We start from the raw sequence: 24,951 nt of genomic DNA on the forward strand, positions 1-24,951 counted from the left end.
AACAGCTTTCCGGTGCGTGTCCGTCGCGACGAGGGAGCGGCCTCCCGGAGTCCGGGTGTAGCCCGCTACACCCTGTCCAGGGTGTAGCGGGCTACCCGGACGCGGTGGCGGTCCGCCTCGACCGTCGGGACCGCTGTGGTGGGAGCGGGGCGGCGTACGGCCGGGGCGGCCGGGGTCGTGTCCGTGACCGGGGAGCCCGAGTCGGTCGGCGTCGACGCCGGGCGCTGAACGGTCGTTGTCAGTGGCTGCGTCTACGCTCGGAGAGCAATGGCACAGGCATGGAGGTGCGCGGGGCTGCGGTGGTCGGCGGACGGTCCCGTGCTGGCGTGGGACGGTGGGCGGCGCAGTGCGCTGACCTGGGGGAAACGGGTGGCCTTCGGGGTCGCGGAAGGGGGCGTGCGGAGATGCGTGGGAGCGCGGGGGCATGCGTGTCCCGTCCGGGCGGTCGTGCCGGGGCGGAGCACGGGGGCGCGGTGCGAGGAGTGCGCGCGGCTGGACCGGGCGCACTCGGTGGCCGCGGACACGATCGCGGACGACCCGCAGCCGTACCACGTATATCTGGCGTGGTTCGGGCCTGGGATGACCAAGGTCGGCATCACCGCGCTTGAGCGGGGCTCGGCACGGCTGCTGGAGCAGGGGGCGGTCTGCTTCAGCTGGCTGGGCGCCGGACCCCTGATGGCGGCGCGGCGCACGGAGGAGCTGTTGCGCGCCGCGCTGCGGGTTCCTGACCGGATTCCGTACGGCGACAAGCGGGCGGTGCGTTCCGCGCTGCCGGCGTCGGCGGGGGAGCGTGCGGCCGAGGTGGAGGACCTGCATGCCCGGGCGGTGGCCCTCCCCGCCTGGCCGGAGTCGCTCACCCGTGAACCCTGCCAACCGGTCGACCATGCCGGCGCGTTCGGCCTCACGGATCTGCAGCCCGCCGTCGGGGAGGTGACCGAGCTGGTCGCGGGCGGGGTGGTGAGCGGGCGGTTGGTGGCGGCCGCGGGGCCGGATCTGCATCTGGCGGCGGACGGTGACGGCGGGGTCGTCGTGGTCGATACGCGGTTGATGACGGGGTGGGAGTTGGTTCCTGCCGGTGGGGGTAGTGAACTCACCCTGCCGATCAGGGAGTTCGGAAAAGAGCAAGCGGCCGTGCAGGACGAGCTGTTCTGAGCGCGCCACGCAGGGGGAGCCGTCGGCGATTGGCAGATCCGTGCCACTCCCGGCGCGGAAGGGCCTGCTCGCAGACCCCGGTTCCGGAACAGATCTGCCAATCACCGTCCGGGCGTGAGGCCCTGTCGCTTTTGGTTCAGCTCGGGAGCCGGTCCGTGAGGCATAGGAAGGCCGTCCAGGATTTCGGCATGAGCCGGAGTATCGGCCCGTCCGCGTCCTTCGAGTCTCGAACGGCGATGGTGCCGGGGATGTTGCGGGCGACTTCGACGCACTCGCCATTGCCGCTGCTGTGGCTGGACTTGACGAACTCGAAGTGCGGCACGGCTCACAGCTCCTTGCGGATGCGTTCGATCAGGGTGACGGAATCGTGAAGAGCGAGCGCGGTCCTGGCGATCCGCTCGAACTTGGTGTTATGACGTGCGGCATCGGCCTCGCTCTCCAGCCACAGGGTAGACGAGGTGGTGTCCATGTAGACCACGTCCATCGCGCCGGGTTCGGCGAACGAGACGACGCTGAAGGCGCTGGTCATTCCAGGGTGGGAGCCCGCGAGGAACGGGACCACCTGAAGCTTGACGTTGGGCAGACGGGACGCCTCGACGAGGTGCGCGAGCTGTACACGCATGACCTCGCGGCCGCCCACGAGCTGGCGCAGCGCTCCCTCGCCCACTACGGCCCACAGGCTGAGCGGACTGCCGTCCGCCAGCCGGGCCTGCCGTGCCATCTTGGCCTCGACAAAGCGCTCGATCTCATCAGGGTCGTCCCAGTCGGCGTTGCCGATCGCGAGAGCCCAGGCATAGTCCGGTGTCTGCAACAGCCCTGGGATGAACGCACCTTGCCACGTACGAACGCCGGTCGCGATGTCCTCCAGGGCGACGTACTCCACAAGCGTGCGCAACTCGGGGTACTGGTTCCACCATCCCTTGGCCTTGCGGCGCTCGCGGTCGGTCTTGGCGAGGCTCAGCAGCCGTTCCACAGCCTTCGGGTCGGTCACGCCGTACAGATCGCACAGGATCCGGATGTCTGGATCACGGAAGGGCACCCAACCGCGCTCCATCTTGGCGACTTTGGCCGCGGTCGCCGACAGCGCCTTTGCCGCCTGCGGCTGCGTCAGGCCGGACTCGTCGCGCAGTCGCAGCAGCTCACCACCCAGCTTGCGGGCGAGGACTGTGGATACACGGTTGCCGCGCATGAACTGACCTGCGGTCACGTCGGATTACCTCCCTGGTCGCCGCCAGTGTGCAGTTGGTCGTAGGCGCATCGCAAGCAAATTCGGGGATAGATTTCCCTGGGACTGCTTGCAGACTTCGTCGCTGCATCGCTACCTTCGGTACTCAATCGCCCACTTAGCGACACCGGTTGGCGGAAGTGCACCGTGCTGCCCACCCCAGGGCCGCAGGGCGGAGCCACCTCCCCCCACCCACCCGGAAGCCGCGCAGGGCACCCGGCAACGCACAAGGAGGTACGCTCCATGACCGATTGCTACCCTCCCGGACTCCCCAAGTCCTACGACCGTTACGACGCCGTCACCTACACCCCGTACCCCCGCAACGTCCCCCTCGCCCGCCGGCATGTCACTCAACTCGCCGTCGACTGGGGCCACCCCGGCGCCGCAGGTGACGCGGCTCTGCTGACCAGCGAGTTGTGCACGAACGCCGTGTTGCACGGCTGCCTCCGAGACCGTCTGTTCCGCGTGGAGACGTCGTTGACCGGCACCGCACTCCGGATCGCCGTCACGGACCCGCGAGGAGAACGCCTCCCGAACCCCCGCCCCTCCGCCCCCGACGACCAGTTCGGCCGGGGCCTGCTCATCGTCCATACGCTGGCCAGCCGCTGGGCCGTGGAGAAGCTCACCGTCGGGAAGACCATCTGGGCGGAACTCGACATCGCGCGGAGTCTCGATGCGTAGCTTGCTGAGGCGTTTGCGAAGGTGCCGGGCCGGTACCTTGACCGCACGGCGAAGGGAGACGCAGATGACAGTCGAGTGGCAGCACGCGGTGGCCGAGGCCCGGGAAGCCACCGGGTTCACGGGTGCCGTCGTCCAGCGCACCGTTGAGGGCATCGGAGCGGCCCTGCGCCTCGATCATCGTGCCGCGTTCTATGCGGAACTCGGCACCCTGTCCGGCTCCGGCGGCTTCGAGGCGTTCCTCAACCACTGGTGGACCCAGGCACTCGCCGACTCGGCTCCCGGCGAAGAAGCACGCGAGCAGGCGATCGATTTCGCCGATGTGGCTGTGTCCCTGTATGCGCGAGCCACTGGCGGACCGACGTCCACCCAGGCCGAGATCGACGCGATCGTCACCGGAGCGGAGGCCTCTTGAGCTACACGATCATCTGGGAGAGGGCGGCCTCCGAAGGCCTCAAGCGACTCCGGGTTCGTGACGGCGACGCGGTGAAACCCCTGGTCAAAGCAATCAATGTACTCGCCGGAAACCCGGAGCCCGCAGCGAGCAGCAAGCTCGGCAACACCAATCTGAGACGGCTGCGGGTCGGCATGTACAGGGCCACGTACGAGATCGACGGCAGCAGCATCGCCATCAAGATCCTCATGGTCGGCAGTACGGCAGCCTGATCGTGTGTGCTGGGGGAGCTGTCCGGGACGGCAGCGCACGTCAGCGCCGCATCGCGTGCCCCGTGGCCGCCAGTGCACGGCCACGGACATCTACACCTTCGTCCGGCTCGACCCCCGGGGCTCCCGTCGTCGACCGCATCGGCGATGTGCTGATGGGTGACGGCAACGATCCGGACGATGACGAGGCACGGCCAGCGTCCCGATGGTCGTCTGACCTACCCTGCATCCGCCCTCCGAGGCGGTCGGCAACAGTCGGACCTGCAACCTTCCGATCTGTAGCTCCATGTGGATCGGTCAGTGACGGTCATACCGTTCGCCTCGGATCTTCCCAGGGCCGCTACTGGGCAAGGACGGTTGCTGTCGTTGCTGTACCGCAGTTCCTCGGATCTCGTCCGGACGACGTCCGATCGGCATGTACGCGGCATGGGCGGCTGCCTGGGGTCGCTACGACGAGGGAGTCGGTTTCCGGCGCCTGGCAAGCCGGCGCCAGGCCACCCAGAGATTGATCACAAGCAGCACCGCTCCCGCGATGGGCCAGCCCAAGGATCCACCGTCGCGGTAGGCTCAATGCCTACCGCCAGCAGCATGACGCCGATCACTGGGCCCGTCAGGTCCATGACGGCGTCCAGACGATTTGCGATCTTCGAAAGGTTGGCCACGGCTTGATCGTGACAGGTCAACGCGGTGCCTGCAAAGGAGCAAGGTCCGGACCGCACGGAGCTGCCGGTGTGTGTCTGCGTCGAGGCCGACCCCGGTGTACCGCCATCAGCTTGGGAAGCTAACTAACTGGCATCCCACCGTCCTCCCCCAAGAGTGGGACCAAATCTGACGGATCGGCCGCTGTTGGTGTTGTAGGCGCCGGATAAAGTCGCGGAGCTGACCGCCCCAGCCACAGAGGGGGTCTCCCCACTTCATGCCCGCAGTCGCGAGCGCGCCGCAGAGGCGGCGCGCGCCCGCGCCGTGCGCGGGCCTTGAACCCGTAGAGAAAGTTGCAACTCAGTCGGCGGTTGGGTCTTGTCCGGTCCCGGGAGATGCTTGACACTTCGGCCCCAGCTGATGGTTGACAGTGGCCGTGATCGGTTTTTCTGTGCGCGTCGTTGCGGCGTGTGGCGGAGGACCCCCGGAGCGGGGCGGTAGACAGGAGCTGCGGCGGCTGCCTCCCGCCCACCCGGCCCGGCAAGCAATTCCCAGGCGTCCCCTGAGAGCCTCCTGTGCGTTTCTCAGGAAAATCACAGGTTCTCAAAAGCGGGCTCTAATAGGCCCCCGACATCGTGTCCATCATGACCACGACCTCGCCCCAGGGGCGCACCGAACTGCTGAGGCCGGACGGGAGCCCCGTCCGAGTGCTTGTGGTGGACGACGAGATGTCGATCACCGAGCTGCTGTCCATGGCCCTGCGCTATGAGGGATGGCAGATCCGGAGTGCGGGGGACGGAACCGGCGCGATCCAGACCGCGCGTGAGTTCCGGCCCGACGCCGTCGTCCTGGACATGATGCTGCCCGACATGGACGGGCTGGCCGTGCTGGGCCGGCTGCGGCGTGAGCTGCCCGAGGTGCCGGTGCTGTTCCTGACCGCCAAGGACGCGGTCGAGGACCGGATCGCCGGGCTCACCGCGGGCGGCGACGACTACGTCACCAAGCCGTTCAGCCTGGAGGAGGTCGTCGCGCGGCTGCGCGGGCTGATCCGGCGTTCCGGTGCCGCCGACCGGCGGTCCGACTCCATGCTGGTCGTCGGTGACCTCACCCTCGACGAGGACAGTCACGAGGTGTCGCGGGCCGGGGAGAACATCCACCTCACCGCCACCGAGTTCGAGCTGCTGCGGTTCCTGATGCGCAACCCGCGGCGCGTGCTCAGCAAGGCACAGATCCTCGACCGGGTGTGGTCCTACGACTTCGGCGGCCAGGCCAACGTCGTCGAGCTCTACATCTCCTACCTGCGGCGGAAGATCGACGCCGGACGCGAGCCGATGATCCACACCCGGCGGGGTGCCGGTTACCTGATCAAGCCTGCGGCGTCATGAGCGGGCGACGACGGACGCGTACGCAGAGACAGCAGAAGCCGAGGCGAGGACGACAGCCGCGCACGCTGCGTACGCGGCTCGTCGTCTCCGCGGTGGTGCTGATCGCGGTGGTGTGCGCCGTCATCGGGACGGTGACGACGATCGCGATGGAATCGCGCCTGTACACGCAGCTGAACACCTCGCTCAGCGAGGCGGTGGGACGCGCGGCGGGCGCCGGTCCCGAGGGGCTTCCGCCCGACGCGCAGCCCAAGCCCGAGGACGACCCGGAGAAGAAGGCGCCCAAGGTGCCCAGCCTCTCGGAGTTCGTCACCAAGGGCCCGCAGCAGATGATCGGCACCATCGCGGCGAAGGTCGTGAGCGGTGAGATCAGCGAGGGCATGTTCAGCAAGGCCTCGACGAACGACAACGGCGTCACTGACGCCACGCCGTACGAGCTGAGCGACACGCAGAAGGACGAGCTGAACGCCGTCGCCAAGGACGGCAAAGCCCACACCGTGGCCATCACGGGGCTGGGCGAGTACCGCGTGCAGTACCGCGAGGGCGACAACGGCGCGTACTACGTGGCGCTGCCGACCACCGACGTCACCGACACGATCAACACCCTCATCCTCGTCGAGGTGAGCGTCACCGCCGCAGGCCTCGCCGCAGCCGGCATCGCCGGATACGTCCTCGTCGGTCTTGCCACCCGCCCCCTCCGCAAGGTCGCCGCCACCGCCACCCGCGTCTCCGAACTCCCCCTCCACACCGGCGAGGTGAACCTCAGCGAGCGTGTCCCCGAGTCGGAGTGCGACCCGCACACCGAGGTCGGTCAGGTCGGTGCGGCGCTGAACCGGATGCTGGACCACGTCCACGGCGCGCTGCACTCACGCCAGGAGAGCGAGATGCGCGTCCGGCAGTTCGTGGCGGACGCCAGCCATGAGCTGAGGACACCCCTCGCCTCCATCCGCGGGTACGCCGAACTCACCCGGCGCGGACGGGAGGACGTCGGCCCGGACACCAAGCACGCCCTCGGGCGGATCGAGTCCGAGGCCGGCCGGATGACCCTCCTCGTAGAGGACCTGCTGCTGCTCGCGCGCCTGGACGCCGGGCGGCCACTGCAGTTCGAGCAGACCGACCTCATCCCCCTCGTCGTGGACACCATCAGCGACTCCCGCGCCGCCGGCATGGACCACAACTGGCGCCTCGCCCTGCCCGACGAACCGGCCCTCGTGTCGGCGGACGCGGCGCGGATCCAGCAGGTGCTGGTCAACCTGCTCGGCAACGCCCGCAAGCACACCCCGCCGGGGACCACCGTCACCGCGCGGGTGCAGCGGCGCGGCACCTGGATGTGCGTGGATGTCGAGGACAACGGCCAGGGCATCCCGGCCGAACTGCTCCCGCACGTCTTCGAACGGTTCGCGCGCGGCGACTCCTCGCGCTCCCGTGCCTCCGGCTCGACCGGCCTCGGCCTCGCCATCGTGCAGGCCGTGGCGGCCGCGCACGGCGGTTCCGTGACCGTCGACAGCGTGCCCGGACGGACCGTCTTCACGGTGCACCTGCCGGCCCTGGCCCCGCAGCCGAGCGCCGAAATGAGCTGGCAACAGCACTCACAGGCGCAGCACAGCGCCACCACATGGGTGCAACAGGGCGCTTGACGAAAGTCGGTTCCATGCGAACCGACTCTTCTCCCGGCAACCTGCCGGCGCGGGAGCACCTCCCGGCCGGAGACGCCGGTACGCCTGTCCTGGACGTAGTGATCCCCGTCTACAACGAGGAGAAGGACCTCCAGCCGTGTGTGCTGAGACTGCACGACCATCTCAAGCGCACCTTCCCGTACGCGTTCCGCATCACGGTCGCGGACAACGCGTCGACGGACACCACCCCGCAGGTGGCGTCGCGGCTGGAGAGGGAGATCCCGGAGGTCACGTCCTTCCGGCTGGGGCAGAAGGGCCGCGGCCGGGCGCTGCGGACCGTCTGGTCCGCCTCGGACGCCCCGATCCTCGCCTACATGGACGTGGACCTGTCCACCGACCTCAACGCCCTGCTGCCGCTGGTGGCGCCGCTGATCTCCGGTCACTCGGACCTCGCGATCGGCTCGCGGCTCGCCCGTAGCTCCCGCGTCGTACGCGGACCCAAGCGCGAGTTCATCAGCCGCGCCTACAACCTCATCCTGCGCGGCTCCCTCCAGGCCCGCTTCTCGGACGCGCAGTGCGGCTTCAAGGCCATACGCCGGGATGTCGCCCAGGTGCTGCTCCCCCTCGTGGAGGACACCGGCTGGTTCTTCGACACCGAGATGCTGGTGCTCGCCGAGCGCGCGGGACTCCGTATCCACGAGGTGCCGGTCGACTGGGTCGACGACCCCGACTCCACGGTCCACATCGTGAAGACGGCGACCGACGACCTCAAGGGGGTGTGGCGGGTGGGCAGGGCCCTGGCCACCGGTTCGCTGCCGCTGGACCGCCTCGCGCGGCCGTTCGGCGACGATCCCCGGGACCGCGACATCAAGGACGTACCCAAGGGACTGGCCCGCCAGCTCCTCGGCTTCTGTGTCGTAGGCGCCCTGTCCACCCTCTTCTACCTCCTCCTCTACAGCGGCTTCCGGGTGTTCAGCGGCTCCCAGGTCGCCAACGCGCTGGCCCTTCTCGTCTCCGCGATCGCCAACACGGCGGCCAACCGGCGCCTCACCTTCGGGGTGCGCGGCCGCGGCGGAGCCGTCCGGCACCAGGCGCAGGGCCTGGTCGTCTTCGGCATCGGCCTCGCCCTGACCAGCGGTTCGCTCGCCGCCCTCAACGCGGCTACGAGCGACCCCGCGCACTCCACCGAGCTGGCCGTCCTGATCGCCGCCAACCTGGCGGCGACGGTCCTGAGGTTCCTGCTCTTCCGGGCCTGGGTGTTCCCGGACCAGGGAGCGGACGGCCCGTCGACGGTCGTCGCCTCGTACACGCCGGCCACCTCTCCGTCGCCGACCTGCTCCACGCAGCTTCCGCACCCGAAGCTGCCGCAGCGCCCGACCGCGACCCCGTACGCGGCGGCGCCGCAATCCTCGTACACCACCACCCGGTTCCGCGCCGGCGAAGCCGCGGACCGCACCTGGGGGGACGCAACCATGCAGCTGCAGCCGGTGCGCCCGACCGACACCGAGCCGAGGGACTGACCCACGATGACCACGCAGTACGACGAGACGATCCAGCAGAGGGAGCTCAGCCCCTCCTCGGATCCGGACACCAACAGAACAACCACCGCCGAGCCCGCCACGCCCGCTCCACCCGCTCCCGAGTCCGGTGAGCCCAAGCAGCCCTTCGTACGGCGGCTGTGGCGCGGCCGGCCCGAGGACCCGAGCTGGATCCGCCCGGCCTTCCTGCTGAGCCTGCTGGTGATCGGCGGCCTCTACACCTGGAACCTCACCGCCTCCGGCTACGCCAACTCCTTCTACTCGGCGGCCGTCCAGGCGGGCAGCCAGTCCTGGAAGGCGTTCTTCTTCGGCTCGCTCGACGCGGCCAACGCCATCACCGTCGACAAGCCCCCGGCCTCGCTGTGGCCGATGTCCCTGTCCGTGCGGCTCTTCGGCCTGAACTCCTTCGCGATCCTGTTCCCGCAGGTGCTGATGGCGGTCGCCACGGCGGGTGTGCTCTACGCCGCCGTCCGCCGCCGGTTCGGTGCTGGGGCCGGCTTCGTCACCATGGCGGTGTTCGCGCTCACGCCCGTCGCCGCGCTGATGTTCCGCTTCAACAACCCGGACGCGGCCCTCGCACTGCTGATGGCCACCGCCGTCTACTGCACGCTGCGCGCGATGGAGAAGGCGCAGACGAAGTGGCTGCTGTGGGCCGGCGCCGCGATCGGCCTCGCCTTCCTGGTCAAGACCCTGCAGGCATTCCTGATCCTGCCGGTCCTCGCCCTGGTGTACGTGCTCTTCGCGCCGGCGAGCCTGAAGAAGCGCGTCGGCCAGGTGCTGCTCGCCGGGCTCGCGATGGTCGTCGCGGGCGGCTGGTGGGTCGCGATCGTCGAACTGTGGCCGGCGTCCTCCCGCCCCTACATCGGCGGTTCGCAGAACAACTCCTTCCTGGAGCTGACCTTCGGCTACAACGGCCTCGGCCGCATCAACGGCGAGGAGACCGGCAGCGTCGGCGGTGGTGGTGGTGGTGGTGGTGGTGGCGGTGGCGGCGGCAACTGGGGTGAGACCGGCTGGGACCGGATGTTCAGCTCCAGCATCGGCGGCCAGATCTCCTGGCTGATCCCGGCCGCGCTGATCCTGCTGGCGGCCGCGATCTGGGCCACCCTCCCCCACTCTCGGCTGCGCTCGCGCGGGGGGACCCCCATGCTCAAGCGCACCGACACCACCCGCGCGGCGTTCCTCCTCTGGGGCGGCTCGCTGCTGATCACAATGGTGATCTTCAGCTTCATGCAGGGCATCTTCCACGAGTACTACACCGTGGCCCTCGCCCCCTACATCGCGCCGCTGATCGGCATGGGCTCGGCCCTGCTCTGGAGGGAACGCGACAAGGTCTGGGCGTCCCTGACGCTGGCGGCGGCCGTGACGGCCACGGCGGTGTGGGGTTACGTCCTGCTCAACCGCTCCTCCGACTACCTGCCCTGGCTGAAGTGGCTGGTGCTGGTCGGCGGTCTGGTCGCCGCGCTCGGCCTAGTCTTCGTGGCCAAGCTGGGCCGTCAACTGGCCCTGGCTGTTGTGGGGTTGAGCTTCGTCACAGCGCTGGCCGGGCCGACGGCGTACACCCTCACCACGCTGAACGAGGGCCACACCGGCTCGATCGTCACGGCCGGTCCGTCCGTCCAGGGCGCCCGCGGTGGCCCCGGCGGTGGTGGCGGCATGGGCGGCGGCGGCTTCCCCGGCGGTGGCCAGAACCAGCAGGGTCGGCAGAACGGCCAGAACGGCAACGGTCAGATGGGCCAGCCCCCGACCGGCGGCATGCCCGGCCAGCAGAACGGCAACGGCACCACCCAGGGCCAGGGCCAGAACCAGCAGGGCGGCATGCCCGGCGGTGGCATGGGCGCCGACGGTGGCGGTGGCGGCATGGGTGGCCTGATCAACGGCACCACCGTCAGCGACGAGGCCAAGGAGCTGCTGGCGGCCGACGCCGGCGACTTCACCTGGGCCGCCGCGGCCATCGGTGCCCAGAACGCCGCGAGCTACCAGCTCTCCACCGGCGAACCGGTCATGGCGATCGGCGGCTTCAACGGGACCGACCCGTCGCCGACGCTGGCGGAGTTCAAGCAGTACGTGGCGGGCGGCAAGATCCACTACTTCATCTCGAGCGGCTCCGGAGGCGGCGGCATGGGCGGCAGTGACAGCGGTACGTCTGCGCAGATCAGCGAGTGGGTCGAGGCCACCTTCAAGCAGGTGACGGTCGGTTCGTCGACCTTCTACGACCTGACGCAGGAGGCGAGCGGCTGACGGTTCTCTCAAGTGAAGGGGCGGTGACCACGGTCGCCGCCCCTTCTCCTCATCTCAATTGTACGGTGTATGGGAACTGTTCTACGGTGTATGGCATGACGACATCCTCCCAGGAACAAGCCCGGGCCACCCACACCCAGGGCCACCCGCAGCGCTGGCTGATCCTCGGTGTCATCTGTCTCGCCCAGCTCACCGTGCTGCTCGACAACACCGTCCTGAACGTGGCCATCCCCTCGCTCACCCGCGAACTGGGCGCGGCCACCTCGGACATCCAGTGGATGATCAACGCGTACTCGCTCGTGCAGTCCGGCCTGCTGCTCACCGCGGGCAGCGCCGCCGACCGCTACGGCCGTAAGAAGATGCTGATAACGGGCCTGGCCCTGTTCGGCGTTGGCTCCCTGGCCGCCGGACTCGCCGACAGCACCACCCAGTTGATCGCCGCGCGGGCCGGCATGGGTGTCGGTGGCGCGCTGCTGATGACCACCACGCTCGCCGTGGCGATGCAGATCTTCGCGCCCGAGGAGCAGCCCAAGGCCATCGGTATCTGGGCCGCGGTCAACGCGCTCGGCTTCGCGACCGGTCCGCTGATCGGCGGCTTCATGCTCAACCACTTCTGGTGGGGCGCGATCTTCCTGATCAACCTGCCGGTCGCCGCACTCGGCCTGGTGGCGGTCGTGTCCCTGGTCCCCGAGTCCAAGAACCCGCAGGGAGACCGCCCGGACCTGCTGGGCGCCGTACTCTCCACGATCGGTATGGGTTCGCTGGTCTACGCGATCATCTCCGGCCCCGAGCACGGCTGGACGTCGGGCCGGGTGCCGGCCACAGCGGGCGTCGCGGTGCTGGTCCTGGCCCTGTTCGCGTGGTGGGAGAGCCGTATCCCGTACCCCATGCTCGATCTGCACTTCTTCCGCGACCGGCGGTTCACGGGCGCGGTCGCGGGTGCGGTGCTGATCGCCTTCGGCATGGGCGGGTCGCTGTTCCTGCTCACGCAGCATCTGCAGTTCGTGCTCGGATACGGGCCGCTGGAGGCGGGCCTGCGGACCGCGCCGCTGGCGCTGGCCATCATCGCCCTCAACTTCTCGGGGCTGTCCGCGAAGTGGGCGGCGAAGACGGGGGCGCCGGTGGCCATCGCGCTGGCGATGGTGCTGATGTCGGCGGGGCTGGTGTCCATCGCGTCGCTTGCGTCTGGTGGTTATGCCGGGACGCTGGTCGGTCTTGTCCTGATCGGGGTGGGGGCCGCGCTGGCCAACCCGGTTATGGCGCACGCCATCATGAGTGCGATTCCGCCGGCCAAGGCGGGCGTGGGCGCGGGCATCAACGGGACGTTGGGGGAGTTCGGGAACGGGTTGGGGGTCGCGGTGTTGGGGGCGGTGCTCAACTCGCGGTTCGCGGCGGCGGTTTCTGTGGGGGCGGCCTCTTTGCCGGCGGCGTTGGCTTCCGCGGCTTCGGGGGAGGAGAGGGCGCGGATCTTGGATGGGTTTGCGTCGGGTCTTGAGAGCAGTCAGTTGGTGGGGGCGGGGGCTGTGCTGCTGGGTGGGATGGTGGCGGCTGCGTTGTTGCGGCTCGCTGAGCGGGCAGACTCCGAGGTGGTTGCCTAAGAGCTCGGGTGATGCGGGGGGTTGGCGGCTGCGGGTCGTGTGGGGTTGATCGCGCCCACGCGGCGGAGCCGCACAGTGATACAGCCCCGCCCCCTTAAGGGCGCTTAGCATGACCGGCGTTCTATTTGTCTAGGAAGGTGCGCCATGGTGAAGGCAGGCCAGCGGGTCAGTGTCTGGCTGGAGGCCAAGGCGCGGCGGGGTGGGCGTGGGGGTGGGCAGCCGTCGGGGCTGGACCGTGACCGGATCACCGAAGTGACCGTGCGGCTGCTGGACGCCGAGGGGCTGGCCAAGTTCTCCATGCGGCGGCTGGCCGGTGAGCTGAACGTGACCGCGATGTCCGTCTACTGGTACGTCGACACCAAGGACGACCTGCTCGAACTCGCCCTCGACGCCGCCTTCGGCGAGCTGAGCCTGCCCGACCAGGAGAGCGACGAGGACTGGCGCGACCAGCTGCGCACGCTGGCCCACGAGTACCGCGGCCTGCTGGTCCGGCACCCCTGGGTCTCCCCGCTCGCCGGTACCTTCCTCAACCTCGGCCCGAACTACCTCGCCTTCTCCCGGGTCGTGCAGCAGGTCATCCGCAAGACCGGGCTGCCCGTGCACCGCCTGACCAGCGCGATCTCCGCCGTCTTCCAGTTCGTCTACGGCTACGGCACCATCGAGGGCCACTTCATCGCGCGGTGCGCCCAGGCCGGCATGACCCAGGACGAGTACTTCCGGCACGCCATGAGCGCGGTGACCCAGGCGCCGGACGCCGCCGAGGTCCTCAAGGAGTCCGAGGAGATCATGGCGGCCCGGGGCGGCGACACGGTGGAGGAGATGATGGAACGGGACTTCACCTTCGCCCTGGACCTGCTGGTGGCGGGCATCGAGGCGATGGTGGGGGAAGCCGCCGACTAGTGCCCCAACAGGCAACGTTCGCCCCGTCGCGACGCCCGGCACGCCCTCTCGCCGCACCGGCCGAAAGCCCAAGTACATCCAGTACGAGGACTTCCGGCCGGCACGCCGAGAGCACGCACCGGACGCCGCTCCTTGACGGGCAAACGTTGCCTGCCGGGGCACTAGCTAGGCGGGACCGGCGCCCGCGCCCGTGTCCGCCCGCCGGATCGCCGCCACCGTCGGCACCGGCTCGTGGGTGAGGAAGTCCAGCACCAGCGCGTTGACCAGCGCGGGCTTCTCCTGGGTGAGGAAGTGCGAGGTGCCGGGGACGACGGCCAGCTCGGCGTTGGGCAGCGCGTCGTACATCTCCACCACGTGCCCCATGGTCACCAGGTCGTCGTCGGAGAACATCACCAGCGAGCGCGCGGTCACCGCGGCCAGGTCGGAGGCCTTCAGGTTGGGTTCCCGCGCGGCCATCTCGCCGATCTTCGTGGCGACGACCTTGAAGTGGTCGAGGCCGTCCGGCGACACCTCGGCGTAGGCCGGGCCGAGGAACTCGGCGATCGCGTCGACGTCCCACTCCGCGTCCGGCGCCGCCTCGCCCTCCTTGCTGAACCCGCCGCTGATCATCACCAGCCGCTTCACCAGCTCGGGCCGTTGCATCGCCACCAGCATCGCCACGAACGCCCCGTCGCTGTGCCCGACCAGGTCGGCGGGCTCGCGGACGACCGTCTCCAGGAAGGCGATCGTGTCGTCGGCCATGAGCTGGTACGTGATCGGGCCGGGCACGTCCGGGGTGTGGCCGTGCCCCCGGCGCTCGGGTGTGTAGACGTGGAAGTGCTCGGCGAGGGGCCCGAGGTTCGGCTCGAAGAACCGGGCGTCCACCAGCCCGCCGTGCATCAGGACCAGCGCCTCGCCCTCGCCGTACTCGTCGTACCAGGTCTTCACGTCGCCGAGCTGTACGTACGTACCCATGTGCGCGCTCCTTATGACTTCACCAGCGTCTCAGGAGGTCAGACCCCCCGCCCCGGCGAAACTAATCGCCCTGCGGAGCCAGCCGCGCCGGGAAACCGCCGGTGGCCACCGGCCCCCACCGCTCCGGCGTGACCCGGATGATCGACTTGCCCTGCTTGACCATGGCCTCCCGGTACTCGTCCCAGTCCGGGTGCTCGCCGGCGATGTTCCGGTAGTACTCCACGAGCGGCTCGACCGAGTCGGGCGTGTCGACGACCTCGGCGGTGCCGTCGATCTGCACCCAGGGCCCGTTCCAGTCGTCGCTCAGTACGATCAGGCTGACCCGCGGGTCCCGCTTGGCGTTGCGGGTCTTGGCGCGGTCGGGGTAGGTGGAGACGACGATCCGCCCCGAGTCGTCGACCCCGCAGGTCAGCGGCGACCCCTGCGGGCTGCCGTCGGCCCGGCGGGTGAGCAGGATGGCGCGGTGCCGGGGGCGTACGAAGTCCAGCAGCTCGTCGAGGGAGACGCGGGTGTTGGTCGCGATGTTCGGTGCCATGCCGTCAGCCTAGGGGCAGCCGGCCCCGGCGAGGCTGACCCTGCCGTGCGTACCCTCGTGCCCCTGAACCTGTGGCAGCGACTCCCCTTGCACCGCCTGGATGTCCAGCTCCACCCTGAGCGTCGTACCGATGGCCGCGATGCCCGCCTGCACGACCTGGTTGTAGTTCATCGCGAAGTCGTCCCGGTGCAGTTCCGTCGTCGCCCGGACCGCCGCCCGCGTCCCGCCCCAGGGATCGGCCCCCGTACCGAGATAGGCCAGGTCCAGGTCCACCGGCCGTACGACGCCGTGCATGCCCAGCTCGCCGTGCACCGTCCAGCGATCGGAACCGGCGGCCGCCGTCAGGCCTGTCGAGCGGTAGGTGATCTCGGGGTATTTCCCGACGTCCAGGAAGTCGGCGGACTTCAGGTGCCCGTCCCGCATGCCGTTGCCGGTGTCGATGGAGGCGGCCCGGATGACCGCCTCCACCCGGGACTCGGCGACATCGTCCGGCGCGATCTCGACCGAGGCCGTGAAGTCGGTGAAACGGCCGTGCACGCTCGAGATGCCCAGGTGCTGGGCCACCGCACCCACCGTGGAGTGCGCCGGGTCGACGCTCCACGGCCCGGGCGGCGGCAGCTCCGTGCCGCCCTGCCGGGCCGGCGTCACCGTCCCCGCCTCGGCCCGGCCGCTCGCGGTGACGATCGCGGTGGCGGCGGGCGCGTACCCGACGGCGGTGACGATGACGGTGTACGCCCCGGGAGCCAGCGGTGTCGTGTCCCGTACCGCCCCCTCTCCGTCGGCCTCGGCCCGCAGCACCTGCGTGCCGGTCATGTCCGTCACCGTGACGACCGCGTGCGACACGGCCCATCCGTCCCGGGTACGGATCCTCGCGGTCAGTCCCATCTCACGTAACTCCTCAGCCTCAAAGAAACCGGCCCGCGGCGCCCGCGCACCTCCGCTCAGAGCGCGCCGCCCGCCACGGGCCGGGGTTCAGCTACTCGCCGGGGTGGGCGAGTTCGATGTCGTGGTCGTCGACCCCTCGACCGTCGACCGTCAGTGCCGTCGCCACCGGCGGGTAGCCCGTCGCGATGACCGTGTACTCGCCGCCGTCCAGGTCGGTGAAGGCGTATGCCCCGTCGGCGCCGGTGGTGGAGGTGCCGACGACGTTGCCCGCCGCGTCGACGAGGGTGACCCGCGCGTCGGCCAGCGGCCCGTTCGGGGCCCGTACGGCGCCCTGGACCTGGGCGCCCGACTCGAGGTCGACCTCGACCCGGGTGACCCCGGAGCCGCCGATCTCGACGGGCAGGGCGCGGGGCCGGTATCCGGTGGCGTTCACGGCGACGGTCACGGTGCCCGGCACCAGCTCGGCGAAGCCGAACTCGCCCTGCTCACCGGTGGCGGCCGTGGCCAGCAGGTCCCCGCGCACATCGGTGACGATCACCATGGCGTCCTTGACCGGCAGCGCGCTCTGCGCGGCCCGCACGACGCCGGTGAGCCCGCTGGTGCCGCTGAGCAGGATGTCGTACGCCACCGGCTCGTCGTGGACGACGACCGTGGACGCCTGCGGCTGGAACCCGTCGGCGGACGCGATCAGGACGTACGATCCCGCGCCGGGCGCGTCCACCCCGTAGCCACCGTCGGCCTGCGCGACCGACCGGCCCAACTGCCGCCCTGCCAGCGAGATCAGCGTCACGGCGGCCTGCGGCACGGGCGCGCTCTCGGCACCGCGGACGAAGCCACGGACCGGGATCCGGCCACCGGAACCGGAGGAACCGGAGGATTCCGCGGTGGCGACGGCGACGGCGGCGGCCGGCTTCTGGATCCCCTCGGGACCGGCCTCGGTCTCCGGCGAGGTGACGGCCCAGCTCGGGACCCGCGCCGCGGCCGGAGCCTCCGCGACCGCCTCCGTGACCGTCTCCTGGGAGACCTTCGCCGCCTGGGCCGGCGCCCCGCTGGTGCGCAGCGGCGCCTCCTTGATGAACAGCGTCACCAGGAACGCGAGGAGCGCGACCGGGGCGACGTACAGGAAGATGTCGGCGATGCCGTGCCCGTAGGCGCTCTCCAGCCAGGTGCGGATGTGCGTGGGCAGCGCGTCCATGTCGGGCAGCTCGCCCGTGCCCGTCGCCTTGCCGGCGGCCGGCTGCTCCTGGGGGCTGAGCGAGCCGATGGTGTCGGTGGCGTAGTGGCTGATCCGCGTCGACATCACGGAGCCGAGCGCCGCGACGCCCATCGCGCCGCCGAGGGACCGGAAGAAGGTGACGACCGAGCTGGCGGCGCCGAGTTCGTGCGGGGCGACCTGGTTCTGCGTGGACAGGACCAGGTTCTGCATCATCATGCCGATGCCGAGGCCCATGACCGCCATGTAGAGGGCGATCTTCCAGTAGTCGGTGTCGTACCGCATGGTGCCCAGCAGTCCGAGCCCGGCGGTCAGCAGCAGACCGCCCGCGACCAGCCAGGCCTTCCACTTTCCGGTCTTGGTGATGATCTGCCCCGAGACGGTCGACGACACGAACAGCCCGGCGATCATGGGGATCGTCATGACGCCCGACATGGTCGGGGACTTGTCCCGCGCGAGCTGGAAGTACTGGCTGAAGAAGACGGTGCCCGCGAACATCGCGACACCGACGAACAGCGAGGCGACCGAGGCCAGCGTGATCGTGCGGTTCTTGAAGAGGTACAGCGGGATGATCGGCTCGGTGGCCTTGGTCTCGACGAAGAGGAAGACGAGGGTGAGGGCGAGGGCGCCGCCGACCATCGCGTACGTCTGCCAGGACAGCCAGGCGTACTTGTCGTCCGCGAAGGTCACCCAGATCAGCAGCAGGGAGACGGCGGCGGTGATGAAGAAGGCACCGGCCCAGTCGACCTTGACCCTGCGCCCGGCCTCCGGCAGATGCAGCGTCTTCTGCAGCACCAGCAGGGCGATCAGCGCGAACGGCACACCCACGTACAGGCACCAGCGCCAGCCCAGCCAGTCGGTGTCGGTGATGACACCGCCGACCAGCGGCCCGCCGACGGTCGCGACGGCGAAGGTCGCGCCCAGGTAGCCGGAGTAACGCCCGCGCTCGCGAGGCGAGATCATCGCGGCCATGATGATCTGCGCGAGCGCGGTCAGACCGCCGGCGCCGAGCCCCTGGATGACCCGGGCGCCGATCAGCATCCCCGAGTTCCGCGACAGACCGGCGACCACGGAGCCCACGATGTAGATGACGAGGGCTATCTGGACCAGCGCCTTCTTGCTGACCAGGTCGGCGAGCTTGCCCCACAGGGGCGTCGAGGCCGTCATCGACAGCAGCGCGGCGGTGACGACCCAGGTGTAGGCGCTCTGGCCGCCGCCCAGGTCCTTGATGATCTCGGGCAGGGCGTTGGAGACGATCGTCGAGGACAGGATCGCGGCGAACATGCCGAGCAGCAGCCCGGAGAGCGCCTCCATGATCTGCCGGTGCGTCATCGGAGCGCCGTCGGAAGACCCGTGAGCGCCTCCTCCGTGCTTGGCATGAGCCCGCACACCGGCTGGTGTGGTCGTTGCCATGAGCTTCCTTCTCTTACTTGGTGATCGCGGGTGTACGGGGGGACTGTCCGGGTGCGGGAGGCGGGAGCGGCCGGGGCGCGTGGCCGAGGCGGCAGTCGTCGAAGCCGGCCCGCAGCCGTGCCATCAGCCGGGTGAGCTGGGCGACCTCGTCGTCGGTCCAGTCGCTCAGCCGCTCGGCGAGCATCCGCGTGGTCCGCCGGGACAGTTCGTCGATCTGCGCCTGGCCCGCGGCGGTGAGGCGCAGGATGCGGCTGCGTTTGTCCGCCGGGTCGGGGGACCGGTCGATCCAGCCGCGCTCGGCGACGTGGGCGACATGGCGGCTGGTGACCGACATGTCCACGGCCAGCAGCTCGGCGAGCTTGCTCATGCGCATGTCGCCGTGCCGGGCCAGCAGCGTCAGCACGGCGGCGGAACCGCTGGGGCAGCCGGCCGGCAGCACGCGCGCCATCTCCCGCTTCACGGCACCGAAGGCGCTGAACTGACGGACCAGCTCCTCGTACTGCGCCTGCTCGGCCATCACGCCTCCCGGTTAGGTTGCTTAGGGCAACCATAGGAGTGATTGGTTGCTACAGGCAAATAAAATGGCAGGGAGGTGGCTCAAAAACTTGGCAAAGGCATGTATTGCGGCAGTAAACGCGCAGGCCAGAACGGTTAATGGCATGCGCATCGCCGTCGGCGCCCCATAGCGTCCGACGATGAGCAGCTTCACCACACACCGAAGACGGGTGCACGACACGACCCTCCCGCCCCGCGCCCGGCACGCCAACCTGCGCTCCTGCCTGGTCGCCTTCGCGCCCTACGGCTTCCGCGCCACGTACCACCACCTATGTGTCAGCGCCGGCATCCCCAGGAACCCGGAGCACGCCCCCGACGCACTGGTACGCGCCGTCGAGGAACTGACTGCCGCTCGCCGGCATTGGCTCACCGACGAGCGTGCGTACGCGGCCCAGCGGCGGGTGGACAAGGCGAGGGGCCGCCGACAACCGCCGTCCGACGCCTCCTGGCGTCGCTGGCAGCGGCAGTGGGGCAACATCGCGTACTGCCCCGACCCGGCGTTCCATCCGGCCGAGCCGCTTCCGGTGGTGGTCGAACGGGTGCTCCGCACCTCGGTCCCGCCGGGCTGCCGGGCGTGCGGGCGGCAGGGGGAGACGGTCGGCTGGGGTGACGGCTACTACTGGTACCGGCTGTGCGCGGGGTGCGGGGTCGCTCAGGGGCGGGAGCGGGCCGGCGACGTGGAGCTCGCCGCCCGCCGTGCCGGAGAGTGGAAGGACGTCTGGAGGCTGCGTGCCGACTACGGGCAGCGGGCGTCGAGGGACGGTTCGGACGGGCGTCCGTGACGACCCCCACTTGGGCCGCCCCGCCCGACTTCGCTAAGGTCTCGGCCCATGGCTAACACCCAGGGCCCCCAGGGCAACCACGACCCCGCCGGCAGCACCCAGATGTTCCGCGCGTTCGTCGACGAGGCGGCCCCGCAGGGCCGGCCGCAGCCGGCGGCCTCCTCCTCCGGTCCCCGCATCGGCCTGATCGTCGGCGTCGTCGCCGCTGTGGCGATCGTGGCGGCGGTGGCCTACCTGGCGCTCATGTAGTTCCAGTTCCGGCGGGGCGCCCCACTACTTCCACCGCACGTCGACGTCCCGCGTCTCGACATGCATCCCGAGCGGCACGCGCCACTCCTCCACGCACACCGTCCACGTCTTCTCCTTCCGTAGGCCAGGCCCGATCGGCGTCGGAAGTTCCTCGGTGGACTCGACGGTCCCCCAGTCGACGCCGAGCGCGCCGATGATGTGCGTCCCGAAGGTCACCGTGCCCGAACGCACCGCGCTGCCACCGGTGTTGTGGAAACCGAGGGTCACCTTCTCGCACCAGCGACGGTCGGCGGGCTCCCGTACGGGAGCGCTCACACTCAGGGCGGCGGGCGTCGTACGGCCGGGCGCCGGTGTCGGTGTCGGGGACGGCGAACTCACCGGCGTACGACCGGACTCGGCACCGGCGGACGGAGAAGTGCCGGAGCTGTCGCTCGCTTCGGGGGTCCTGGGCGCCGCGCCCGAGAGGTTTGCCGAATTTCCGGGACTTCCCGAATTCCCGTTCCTGGCAGGGGAGTTGCCCGCACCCCCCGCCCCACTCGCAGGCGGCTCCGTCTCCCCCTCCAGCGGCACGAAGGTCACGTCCCCCGTCGGTGCCGCCTCACCGGAGACCCGGGGCGCGCCGACCGCGACATAGCCGTCGGTGTCACCGCCGCCCGCGCACGCGGCCAGTAGCCCGCCCAGACAGACGACGGCCGCCGACGCACCGATCACGGTGCCCCGGCGGCCAGGTGTCCATGTCGTACGAAGCATCGCGCCAGTGTGGCTGACACTCCGTCAGGAAGGAACCCCTCGGGATCCTCAGTCGGAGATGAGGCCCTCGCGCAGTTGGGACAGGGTCCGGGTCAGCAGCCGGGAGACGTGCATCTGGGAGATGCCGACCTCCTCGCCGATCTGCGACTGGGTCATGTTGGCGAAGAAGCGCAGCATGATGATCCGGCGCTCCCGGGGCGGGAGTTTGGCCAGCAGGGGCTTCAGGGACTCGCGGTACTCGACGCCCTCCAGGGCCGTGTCCTCGTAGCCGAGGCGGTCCGCGAGGGAGCCCTCGCCGCCGTCGTCCTCGGGGGCCGGGGAGTCGAGGGAGGAGGCCGTGTACGCGTTGCCGACCGCGAGGCCGTCGACGACGTCCTCCTCGGACACGCCCAGTACGGCGGCGAGTTCGGTCACCGTCGGCGAGCGGTCCAGCTTCTGGGAGAGCTCGTCGCTGGCCTTGGTGAGGGCCAGGCGCAGCTCCTGCAGGCGCCGCGGGACACGCACCGACCACGACGTGTCGCGGAAGAACCGCTTGATCTCGCCCACGACCGTCGGCATCGCGAACGTCGGGAACTCGACGCCCCGTTCGCAGTCGAAGCGGTCGATCGCCTTGATCAGGCCGATGGTGCCGACCTGGACGATGTCCTCCATCGGCTCGTTGCGCGAGCGGAACCGCGCGGCGGCGTACCGCACCAGCGGGAGGTTGAGCTCGATCAGCGTGTCCCGGACGTACATGCGCTCGGGGCTGTCCTCGTCGAGTGCGGCGAGCCGCAGGAAGAGGGAGCGGGACAGGGTCCGGGTGTCGATGATCTCCGAGGTCGGCACGACCGGGGCAGGCGTGGTCGGGAGGGCCGGGGCCGGCGCGGCCTCGATGGCCATTACGTCGTCGAGCGCGTCGGGCGCCGACTCGCTCTTTGTGAGCGTGAGCACCTTGGAGCTGCCCTGTTCTGCGGACATGCCACCCCCTCTGGGTCGCGGGACGGTCGCGGCGGACGCTCCCGTCGAGGAACATCAGCCTTCACCTGAATACCGGAGCCGGAGCCACGGCAAACGCGTCTCCGGCAGAATGTCACATGTCGGCAACACGCTGTAGTGACATGTCGACATGTAAGACGTGAATCAGCCCTGGAAACAGGGGGTCTGACGGTATTTCGGCGCAGAACTGTCGGGATCCGCCCTGGTGAGCGATTCGCTCGTGCCGGTGATGCCTCGCTCGTGTTTGCGATTGCGCGTCGATCCGGTTCGCGTTACGCGTCGATGCGGTTCGCGGAGCGCAGCCGCTGGAAGCTACGCGCGAGTAGTCGCGAGACATGCATCTGGGAGACGCCGAGTTCCGCGCTGATCTGCGACTGGGTGAGATTGCTGTAGTAGCGCAGCAGCAGGATCCGCTGTTCCCGTTCGGGGAGTTGGACGAGGAGATGGCGGACCAGGTCGCGGTGTTCCACGCCGTCCAGCGCCGGGTCCTCGTAGCCGAGCCGGTCCAGCAGGCCGGGCAGTCCGTCGCCCTCCTGGGCGGCCTCCAGCGAGGTGGCGTGGTACGACCGTCCGGCCTCGATGCAGGACAGCACCTCCTCCTCGCTGATGCGCAGCCGCTCGGCGATCTCGGCGGTGGTCGGGGTGCGCCCGAAGGCGGTCGTCAGGTCCTCGGTCGCGCTGGTGACCTGCACCCACAGTTCGTGGAGCCGGCGCGGTACGTGGACGGTGCGGACGTTGTCGCGGAAGTACCGCTTGATCTCGCCGACGACGGTCGGCATCGCGAACGTCGGGAACTGCACGCCCCGGTCCGGGTCGAAGCGGTCGATGGCGTTGATGAGCCCGATGGTGCCGACCTGGATCACGTCCTCCATCGGCTCGCTGCGGGAGCGGAAGCGGGCGGCCGCGTAGCGCACGAGCGGGAGGTTGGCCTCGATGAGCGCCCCGCGCACCCGGTTGTGCTCCGGCGTGCCCGGCTGCAACTCCTTGAGCTGGGCGAAGAGGACCTGGGTGAGCGCCCGGGTGTCGGCGCCGCGGCTCCGCGGTGCGGCTTCCTGGGGCGGCGCAGTACTGGCCGACACGGTCAACGCCACCTCTTCATCGGTCAATCATCGTTCAACTCATCCGTCAAAAGCGGTCATAGCATCACAAGACATGTGCACTGTGTGCAAGCACCGCATAACACCGTGTTGAGGGAAGAGTTGGGGCATAAGACACAGAAAAGCCCCCCGCCGTTCCGGCGGAGGGCTCCCAGGGTGCGGCTCAGTACTCGTAGTCGGCGATCACCCAGGTGGCGAACTCCCGCCACAGTTCGACGCCCGCCTGGTGGTCCGGGTGCTCCACGTACTTCCGCAGCGCGGCCACGTCGTCGAAGCCGGAGTTGATCGCGAAGTCGTACGCGATGGGGCGGTCACTGATGTTCCAGCCGAGCTCCCAGAAGCGGATCTCGGGGATCCTGCCCTCGAGTGAACGGAAGGCCTCGGCGCCCTCCACGACCCGCGGGTCGTCGCGTTCGACGCCCTCGTTGAGCTTGAAGAGGACCAGGTGGCGGATCATGGGCACTCCTAGCTGTCGCCTCCGTCGGCGATCCACGTCATGAAGTCGCCGATGGCTTTGGCGGCGTCCGATATGCCCTGGAACCCTATCTGGACATAGTCGGCGGCCTGCTCCGGGTCCGTGATGATCACATACACCGCGAAGACCACGAGCACAAAAACGGTGATCTTCTTCGCATTCACCGCCATCGCGGCCTCCCCGGTCTCGGCTGTCACTGCTGTCTCTGATGTGCGCCAACGATCGGCCATGATCGCACGAAGGGCCCCGTCTTTCGACGGGCCCTTCAGAAGCGGTGGCGGAGGGATTCGAACCTTCGGTGAATTGCGCCACACTCGCTTTCGAGGTCTGTTCGTGCTGGTCAAGAGCCTGTCACCTACACCCCCTGGGGGGACAAGGAGGTGCGCGATGAACCGCGCCGGCAAGACGCTGCTCGTGCTCGCGCTGGTCGGCGTGGTGGGTATGGCATTCCGGGTCTTTTGGAACGCGCTGCGCGACCGGGGTTCGACATAATTCGCGGCGCTGGAGCGATGGGCATGCCACTTGACCTGCGGGTTCGCGAGTCAGTCCGCCACAGGGCGTTTCTCTAGGGCAACCCGTTTCCGCAGGTCACACGCGGTGTCTCGCCTTCTGCCTCGAAGCCTCCGAAGCAACTGTCATGATCCGCGCCTGGAGTGACGATAGGTCATCTATCACAGGGTCAACGCGGAGCCATCGATTTATCCCGATACGAACAGGTCTGGGCTCGTCGTTCTTCCGTGCATGTTGGCTCCACAGTGCATGCGGGCACCTCGCCGACCTGCCCGTTTCTCTATGTCTGGAGAAACGGGCGATTCGGGCGCGCTTGGCTAATCCGCAGGTCAAGGAGCTGTTGTTGCTCCAGTCGCTCGGAATTACGTCGAACCCGGGCGCGACGTCGCCGAAGCCGTAGGTGCCGACGCCACTGCCGCGACGCTGTACCCGTTCGTAGTCGATGAGCGGCGCTTTGCCGGAACCGCGCAATCTCGGATGTTTGTGCCTGCCGCGATTGGCACTCCTCATGCGGCGCTCCATGGGCCAGGCTTCTCGCACGCGGTGAGAGAGGGATGCCTGTGCCGACCAGCTACAAGGTCCATATGGGTGTGTCGTTGTCCCTGGCTGGACCGGCCGCGATTGCAGTGGCCTTGACCTTGCTGCCAGGAGAGCCAGTGGTGCCCGAAGCCGCCGCCTTTACCCTGTTCGGGCTAGTTTTCCCGGTATTCGGGAGCGCGATGCTGCGGTGCCACCGGGCAGGCGTGCAAACCAGGGGTCCGGAGTTTCTCGACCTGCTGTGGCACACCCCCCGATGGCTGCAGGCTGTGGCAGGGACTCTCGCTGCTGGCGTAGTACTGTGCGTCGCCATCGGCGGAGCTCCGGCCGTCAACAATCACGGGGACCGGGAACCAGTGAGCCGCGCCACGTACGAGTCGGCGCTCAAGTCA

24 protein-coding genes and 1 pseudogene are annotated in these 24,951 nt (G+C 69.4%); 13 read left to right on the forward strand and 12 right to left on the reverse strand.

All coding sequences use genetic code 11. The features are described from left to right. Positions 1-267: 267 nt before the first annotated feature. Positions 268-1,152 carry a DUF2797 domain-containing protein gene (locus AQJ91_RS17850; RefSeq protein WP_067022247.1) on the forward strand — a complete coding sequence of 295 codons (885 nt, stop codon included), beginning with the start codon at positions 268-270 and terminating at the stop codon, positions 1,150-1,152. Positions 1,153-1,288: 136 nt separating this feature from the next. On the opposite strand, the gene AQJ91_RS17855 is transcribed toward AQJ91_RS17850, so the two are convergent. Together AQJ91_RS17855 and AQJ91_RS17860 are read right to left on the reverse strand one after the other, a co-directional pair. Continuing rightward, complete coding sequence (locus AQJ91_RS17855) at positions 1,289-1,474, reverse strand: DUF397 domain-containing protein (protein WP_067022249.1); 186 nt, start codon at positions 1,472-1,474, stop codon at positions 1,289-1,291. A 3-nt stretch (positions 1,475-1,477) separates the two neighbouring features. Next, complete coding sequence (locus AQJ91_RS17860) at positions 1,478-2,341, reverse strand: helix-turn-helix domain-containing protein (RefSeq protein WP_067022573.1); 864 nt, start codon at positions 2,339-2,341, stop codon at positions 1,478-1,480. A 279-nt stretch (positions 2,342-2,620) separates the two neighbouring features. Between AQJ91_RS17860 and AQJ91_RS17865 the strand changes: the two genes are divergently transcribed. The 9 genes from AQJ91_RS17865 to AQJ91_RS17905 all read left to right on the forward strand — a co-directional run bounded on the left by AQJ91_RS17865 (position 2,621) and on the right by AQJ91_RS17905 (position 13,629). Further along, positions 2,621-3,058: an ATP-binding protein gene (locus AQJ91_RS17865; RefSeq protein WP_067022251.1), complete on the forward strand. Its 438-nt coding sequence runs from the start codon at positions 2,621-2,623 to the stop codon at positions 3,056-3,058. A 64-nt stretch (positions 3,059-3,122) separates the two neighbouring features. Then, complete coding sequence (locus tag AQJ91_RS17870) at positions 3,123-3,470, forward strand: hypothetical protein (protein ID WP_067022253.1); 348 nt, start codon at positions 3,123-3,125, stop codon at positions 3,468-3,470. After that, positions 3,467-3,721 (forward strand): type II toxin-antitoxin system RelE family toxin, encoded by a 255-nt coding sequence (locus AQJ91_RS17875; protein WP_067022255.1) that lies wholly within the window; start codon positions 3,467-3,469, stop codon positions 3,719-3,721. Before AQJ91_RS17870 ends, AQJ91_RS17875 begins: the two co-directional genes overlap by 4 nt. 1,280 nt (positions 3,722-5,001) lie before the next feature. Beyond that, positions 5,002-5,742, forward strand: coding sequence for a response regulator transcription factor (locus AQJ91_RS17880; protein ID WP_067022576.1), 741 nt, complete (start codon positions 5,002-5,004; stop codon positions 5,740-5,742). Then, on the forward strand, positions 5,739-7,376 hold the full coding sequence (locus AQJ91_RS17885; RefSeq protein ID WP_079085038.1) for a sensor histidine kinase: 1,638 nt from the start codon (positions 5,739-5,741) through the stop codon (positions 7,374-7,376). Before AQJ91_RS17880 ends, AQJ91_RS17885 begins: the two co-directional genes overlap by 4 nt. A 14-nt stretch (positions 7,377-7,390) precedes the next feature. Continuing rightward, entirely contained in the window at positions 7,391-8,875 is a 1,485-nt protein-coding gene (locus AQJ91_RS17890) for a bifunctional glycosyltransferase family 2/GtrA family protein (RefSeq protein ID WP_067022259.1), read from the forward strand. Between the two features lie 6 nt (positions 8,876-8,881). Next, positions 8,882-11,131, forward strand: a complete 2,250-nt coding sequence (locus tag AQJ91_RS17895) for an ArnT family glycosyltransferase (protein ID WP_067022261.1) — start codon at positions 8,882-8,884, stop codon at positions 11,129-11,131. A gap of 95 nt (positions 11,132-11,226) precedes the next feature. Continuing rightward, positions 11,227-12,729: an MFS transporter gene (locus AQJ91_RS17900; protein ID WP_067022263.1), complete on the forward strand. Its 1,503-nt coding sequence runs from the start codon at positions 11,227-11,229 to the stop codon at positions 12,727-12,729. 144 nt (positions 12,730-12,873) lie between these two features. Next, on the forward strand, positions 12,874-13,629 hold the full coding sequence (locus AQJ91_RS17905) for a TetR/AcrR family transcriptional regulator (RefSeq protein WP_067022265.1): 756 nt from the start codon (positions 12,874-12,876) through the stop codon (positions 13,627-13,629). A gap of 165 nt (positions 13,630-13,794) precedes the next feature. Here AQJ91_RS17905 and AQJ91_RS17910 read toward each other — a convergent pair whose 3' ends face one another. The 5 genes from AQJ91_RS17910 to AQJ91_RS17930 form a co-directional block, all read right to left on the reverse strand. Continuing rightward, a complete protein-coding gene (locus AQJ91_RS17910; protein ID WP_067022267.1) occupies positions 13,795-14,583 on the reverse strand; it encodes an alpha/beta fold hydrolase in 789 nt (262 codons plus the stop codon). 61 nt (positions 14,584-14,644) lie between these two features. After that, positions 14,645-15,118, reverse strand: a complete 474-nt coding sequence (locus AQJ91_RS17915; RefSeq protein ID WP_067022269.1) for a PPOX class F420-dependent oxidoreductase — start codon at positions 15,116-15,118, stop codon at positions 14,645-14,647. A gap of 9 nt (positions 15,119-15,127) precedes the next feature. Continuing rightward, positions 15,128-16,003, reverse strand: a complete 876-nt coding sequence (locus AQJ91_RS17920) for a YceI family protein (RefSeq protein ID WP_067022271.1) — start codon at positions 16,001-16,003, stop codon at positions 15,128-15,130. A gap of 91 nt (positions 16,004-16,094) precedes the next feature. Further along, positions 16,095-18,629: an MFS transporter gene (locus AQJ91_RS17925; RefSeq protein ID WP_079085039.1), complete on the reverse strand. Its 2,535-nt coding sequence runs from the start codon at positions 18,627-18,629 to the stop codon at positions 16,095-16,097. Positions 18,630-18,642: 13 nt separating this feature from the next. Continuing rightward, positions 18,643-19,146, reverse strand: a complete 504-nt coding sequence (locus AQJ91_RS17930; RefSeq protein WP_067022275.1) for a MarR family winged helix-turn-helix transcriptional regulator — start codon at positions 19,144-19,146, stop codon at positions 18,643-18,645. Positions 19,147-19,324: 178 nt separating this feature from the next. Between AQJ91_RS17930 and AQJ91_RS17935 the strand changes: the two genes are divergently transcribed. Both AQJ91_RS17935 and AQJ91_RS17940 read left to right on the forward strand, forming a co-directional pair. Then, positions 19,325-19,966, forward strand: coding sequence for a hypothetical protein (locus tag AQJ91_RS17935; RefSeq protein ID WP_067022276.1), 642 nt, complete (start codon positions 19,325-19,327; stop codon positions 19,964-19,966). Positions 19,967-20,014: 48 nt separating this feature from the next. Next, positions 20,015-20,215 (forward strand): hypothetical protein, encoded by a 201-nt coding sequence (locus AQJ91_RS17940; protein WP_067022278.1) that lies wholly within the window; start codon positions 20,015-20,017, stop codon positions 20,213-20,215. A 24-nt stretch (positions 20,216-20,239) separates the two neighbouring features. Here the strand turns inward: AQJ91_RS17940 and AQJ91_RS49540 are convergent, their stop codons facing one another. The 5 genes from AQJ91_RS49540 to AQJ91_RS17965 form a co-directional block, all read right to left on the reverse strand. After that, positions 20,240-20,965, reverse strand: a complete 726-nt coding sequence (locus AQJ91_RS49540; protein ID WP_079085040.1) for a hypothetical protein — start codon at positions 20,963-20,965, stop codon at positions 20,240-20,242. Positions 20,966-21,013: 48 nt separating this feature from the next. Beyond that, the gene (locus AQJ91_RS17950; RefSeq protein ID WP_067022282.1) at positions 21,014-21,922 is read right to left on the reverse strand and encodes an RNA polymerase sigma factor SigF; all 909 of its coding nucleotides are present in this window, start codon (positions 21,920-21,922) and stop codon (positions 21,014-21,016) included. 290 nt (positions 21,923-22,212) lie between these two features. Beyond that, positions 22,213-23,031 carry an RNA polymerase sigma factor SigF gene (locus tag AQJ91_RS17955; protein WP_067022579.1) on the reverse strand — a complete coding sequence of 273 codons (819 nt, stop codon included), beginning with the start codon at positions 23,029-23,031 and terminating at the stop codon, positions 22,213-22,215. 169 nt (positions 23,032-23,200) lie between these two features. After that, positions 23,201-23,494 (reverse strand): Dabb family protein, encoded by a 294-nt coding sequence (locus tag AQJ91_RS17960; RefSeq protein WP_067022283.1) that lies wholly within the window; start codon positions 23,492-23,494, stop codon positions 23,201-23,203. Between the two features lie 8 nt (positions 23,495-23,502). Next, positions 23,503-23,682 (reverse strand): hypothetical protein, encoded by a 180-nt coding sequence (locus AQJ91_RS17965; RefSeq protein ID WP_067022582.1) that lies wholly within the window; start codon positions 23,680-23,682, stop codon positions 23,503-23,505. A gap of 217 nt (positions 23,683-23,899) precedes the next feature. On the opposite strand from AQJ91_RS17965, the pseudogene AQJ91_RS58750 reads away from it, so the two are divergent. Then, positions 23,900-23,989 (forward strand): annotated as a pseudogene (locus AQJ91_RS58750) (DUF2637 domain-containing protein); the annotation flags it as partial. Between the last annotated feature and the right edge of the window lie 962 nt (positions 23,990-24,951).

The sequence above is a fragment of the Streptomyces dysideae genome (assembly GCF_001514305.1).
In the GTDB taxonomy this organism is placed as follows: domain Bacteria; phylum Actinomycetota; class Actinomycetes; order Streptomycetales; family Streptomycetaceae; genus Streptomyces; species Streptomyces dysideae.

What these genes read in the sequence shown, in the direction of transcription:
- AQJ91_RS17850 (WP_067022247.1), top strand. Translation starts at nt 268, where the DNA reads ATGGCACAGGCATGGAGGTGCGCGGGGCTGCGGTGGTCGGCGGACGGT.
- AQJ91_RS17860 (WP_067022573.1), bottom strand. Translation starts at nt 2,341, where the DNA reads ATGCGCGGCAACCGTGTATCCACAGTCCTCGCCCGCAAGCTGGGTGGT.
- AQJ91_RS17865 (WP_067022251.1), top strand. Translation starts at nt 2,621, where the DNA reads ATGACCGATTGCTACCCTCCCGGACTCCCCAAGTCCTACGACCGTTAC.
- AQJ91_RS17870 (WP_067022253.1), top strand. Translation starts at nt 3,123, where the DNA reads ATGACAGTCGAGTGGCAGCACGCGGTGGCCGAGGCCCGGGAAGCCACC.
- AQJ91_RS17880 (WP_067022576.1), top strand. Translation starts at nt 5,002, where the DNA reads ATGACCACGACCTCGCCCCAGGGGCGCACCGAACTGCTGAGGCCGGAC.
- AQJ91_RS17885 (WP_079085038.1), top strand. Translation starts at nt 5,739, where the DNA reads ATGAGCGGGCGACGACGGACGCGTACGCAGAGACAGCAGAAGCCGAGG.
- AQJ91_RS17890 (WP_067022259.1), top strand. Translation starts at nt 7,391, where the DNA reads ATGCGAACCGACTCTTCTCCCGGCAACCTGCCGGCGCGGGAGCACCTC.
- AQJ91_RS17895 (WP_067022261.1), top strand. Translation starts at nt 8,882, where the DNA reads ATGACCACGCAGTACGACGAGACGATCCAGCAGAGGGAGCTCAGCCCC.
- AQJ91_RS17900 (WP_067022263.1), top strand. Translation starts at nt 11,227, where the DNA reads ATGACGACATCCTCCCAGGAACAAGCCCGGGCCACCCACACCCAGGGC.
- AQJ91_RS17905 (WP_067022265.1), top strand. Translation starts at nt 12,874, where the DNA reads ATGGTGAAGGCAGGCCAGCGGGTCAGTGTCTGGCTGGAGGCCAAGGCG.
- AQJ91_RS17910 (WP_067022267.1), bottom strand. Translation starts at nt 14,583, where the DNA reads ATGGGTACGTACGTACAGCTCGGCGACGTGAAGACCTGGTACGACGAG.
- AQJ91_RS17915 (WP_067022269.1), bottom strand. Translation starts at nt 15,118, where the DNA reads ATGGCACCGAACATCGCGACCAACACCCGCGTCTCCCTCGACGAGCTG.
- AQJ91_RS17920 (WP_067022271.1), bottom strand. Translation starts at nt 16,003, where the DNA reads ATGGGACTGACCGCGAGGATCCGTACCCGGGACGGATGGGCCGTGTCG.
- AQJ91_RS17925 (WP_079085039.1), bottom strand. Translation starts at nt 18,629, where the DNA reads ATGGCAACGACCACACCAGCCGGTGTGCGGGCTCATGCCAAGCACGGA.
- AQJ91_RS17930 (WP_067022275.1), bottom strand. Translation starts at nt 19,146, where the DNA reads ATGGCCGAGCAGGCGCAGTACGAGGAGCTGGTCCGTCAGTTCAGCGCC.
- AQJ91_RS17935 (WP_067022276.1), top strand. Translation starts at nt 19,325, where the DNA reads ATGAGCAGCTTCACCACACACCGAAGACGGGTGCACGACACGACCCTC.
- AQJ91_RS17940 (WP_067022278.1), top strand. Translation starts at nt 20,015, where the DNA reads ATGGCTAACACCCAGGGCCCCCAGGGCAACCACGACCCCGCCGGCAGC.
- AQJ91_RS49540 (WP_079085040.1), bottom strand. Translation starts at nt 20,965, where the DNA reads ATGCTTCGTACGACATGGACACCTGGCCGCCGGGGCACCGTGATCGGT.
- AQJ91_RS17950 (WP_067022282.1), bottom strand. Translation starts at nt 21,922, where the DNA reads ATGTCCGCAGAACAGGGCAGCTCCAAGGTGCTCACGCTCACAAAGAGC.
- AQJ91_RS17960 (WP_067022283.1), bottom strand. Translation starts at nt 23,494, where the DNA reads ATGATCCGCCACCTGGTCCTCTTCAAGCTCAACGAGGGCGTCGAACGC.
- AQJ91_RS17965 (WP_067022582.1), bottom strand. Translation starts at nt 23,682, where the DNA reads ATGGCGGTGAATGCGAAGAAGATCACCGTTTTTGTGCTCGTGGTCTTC.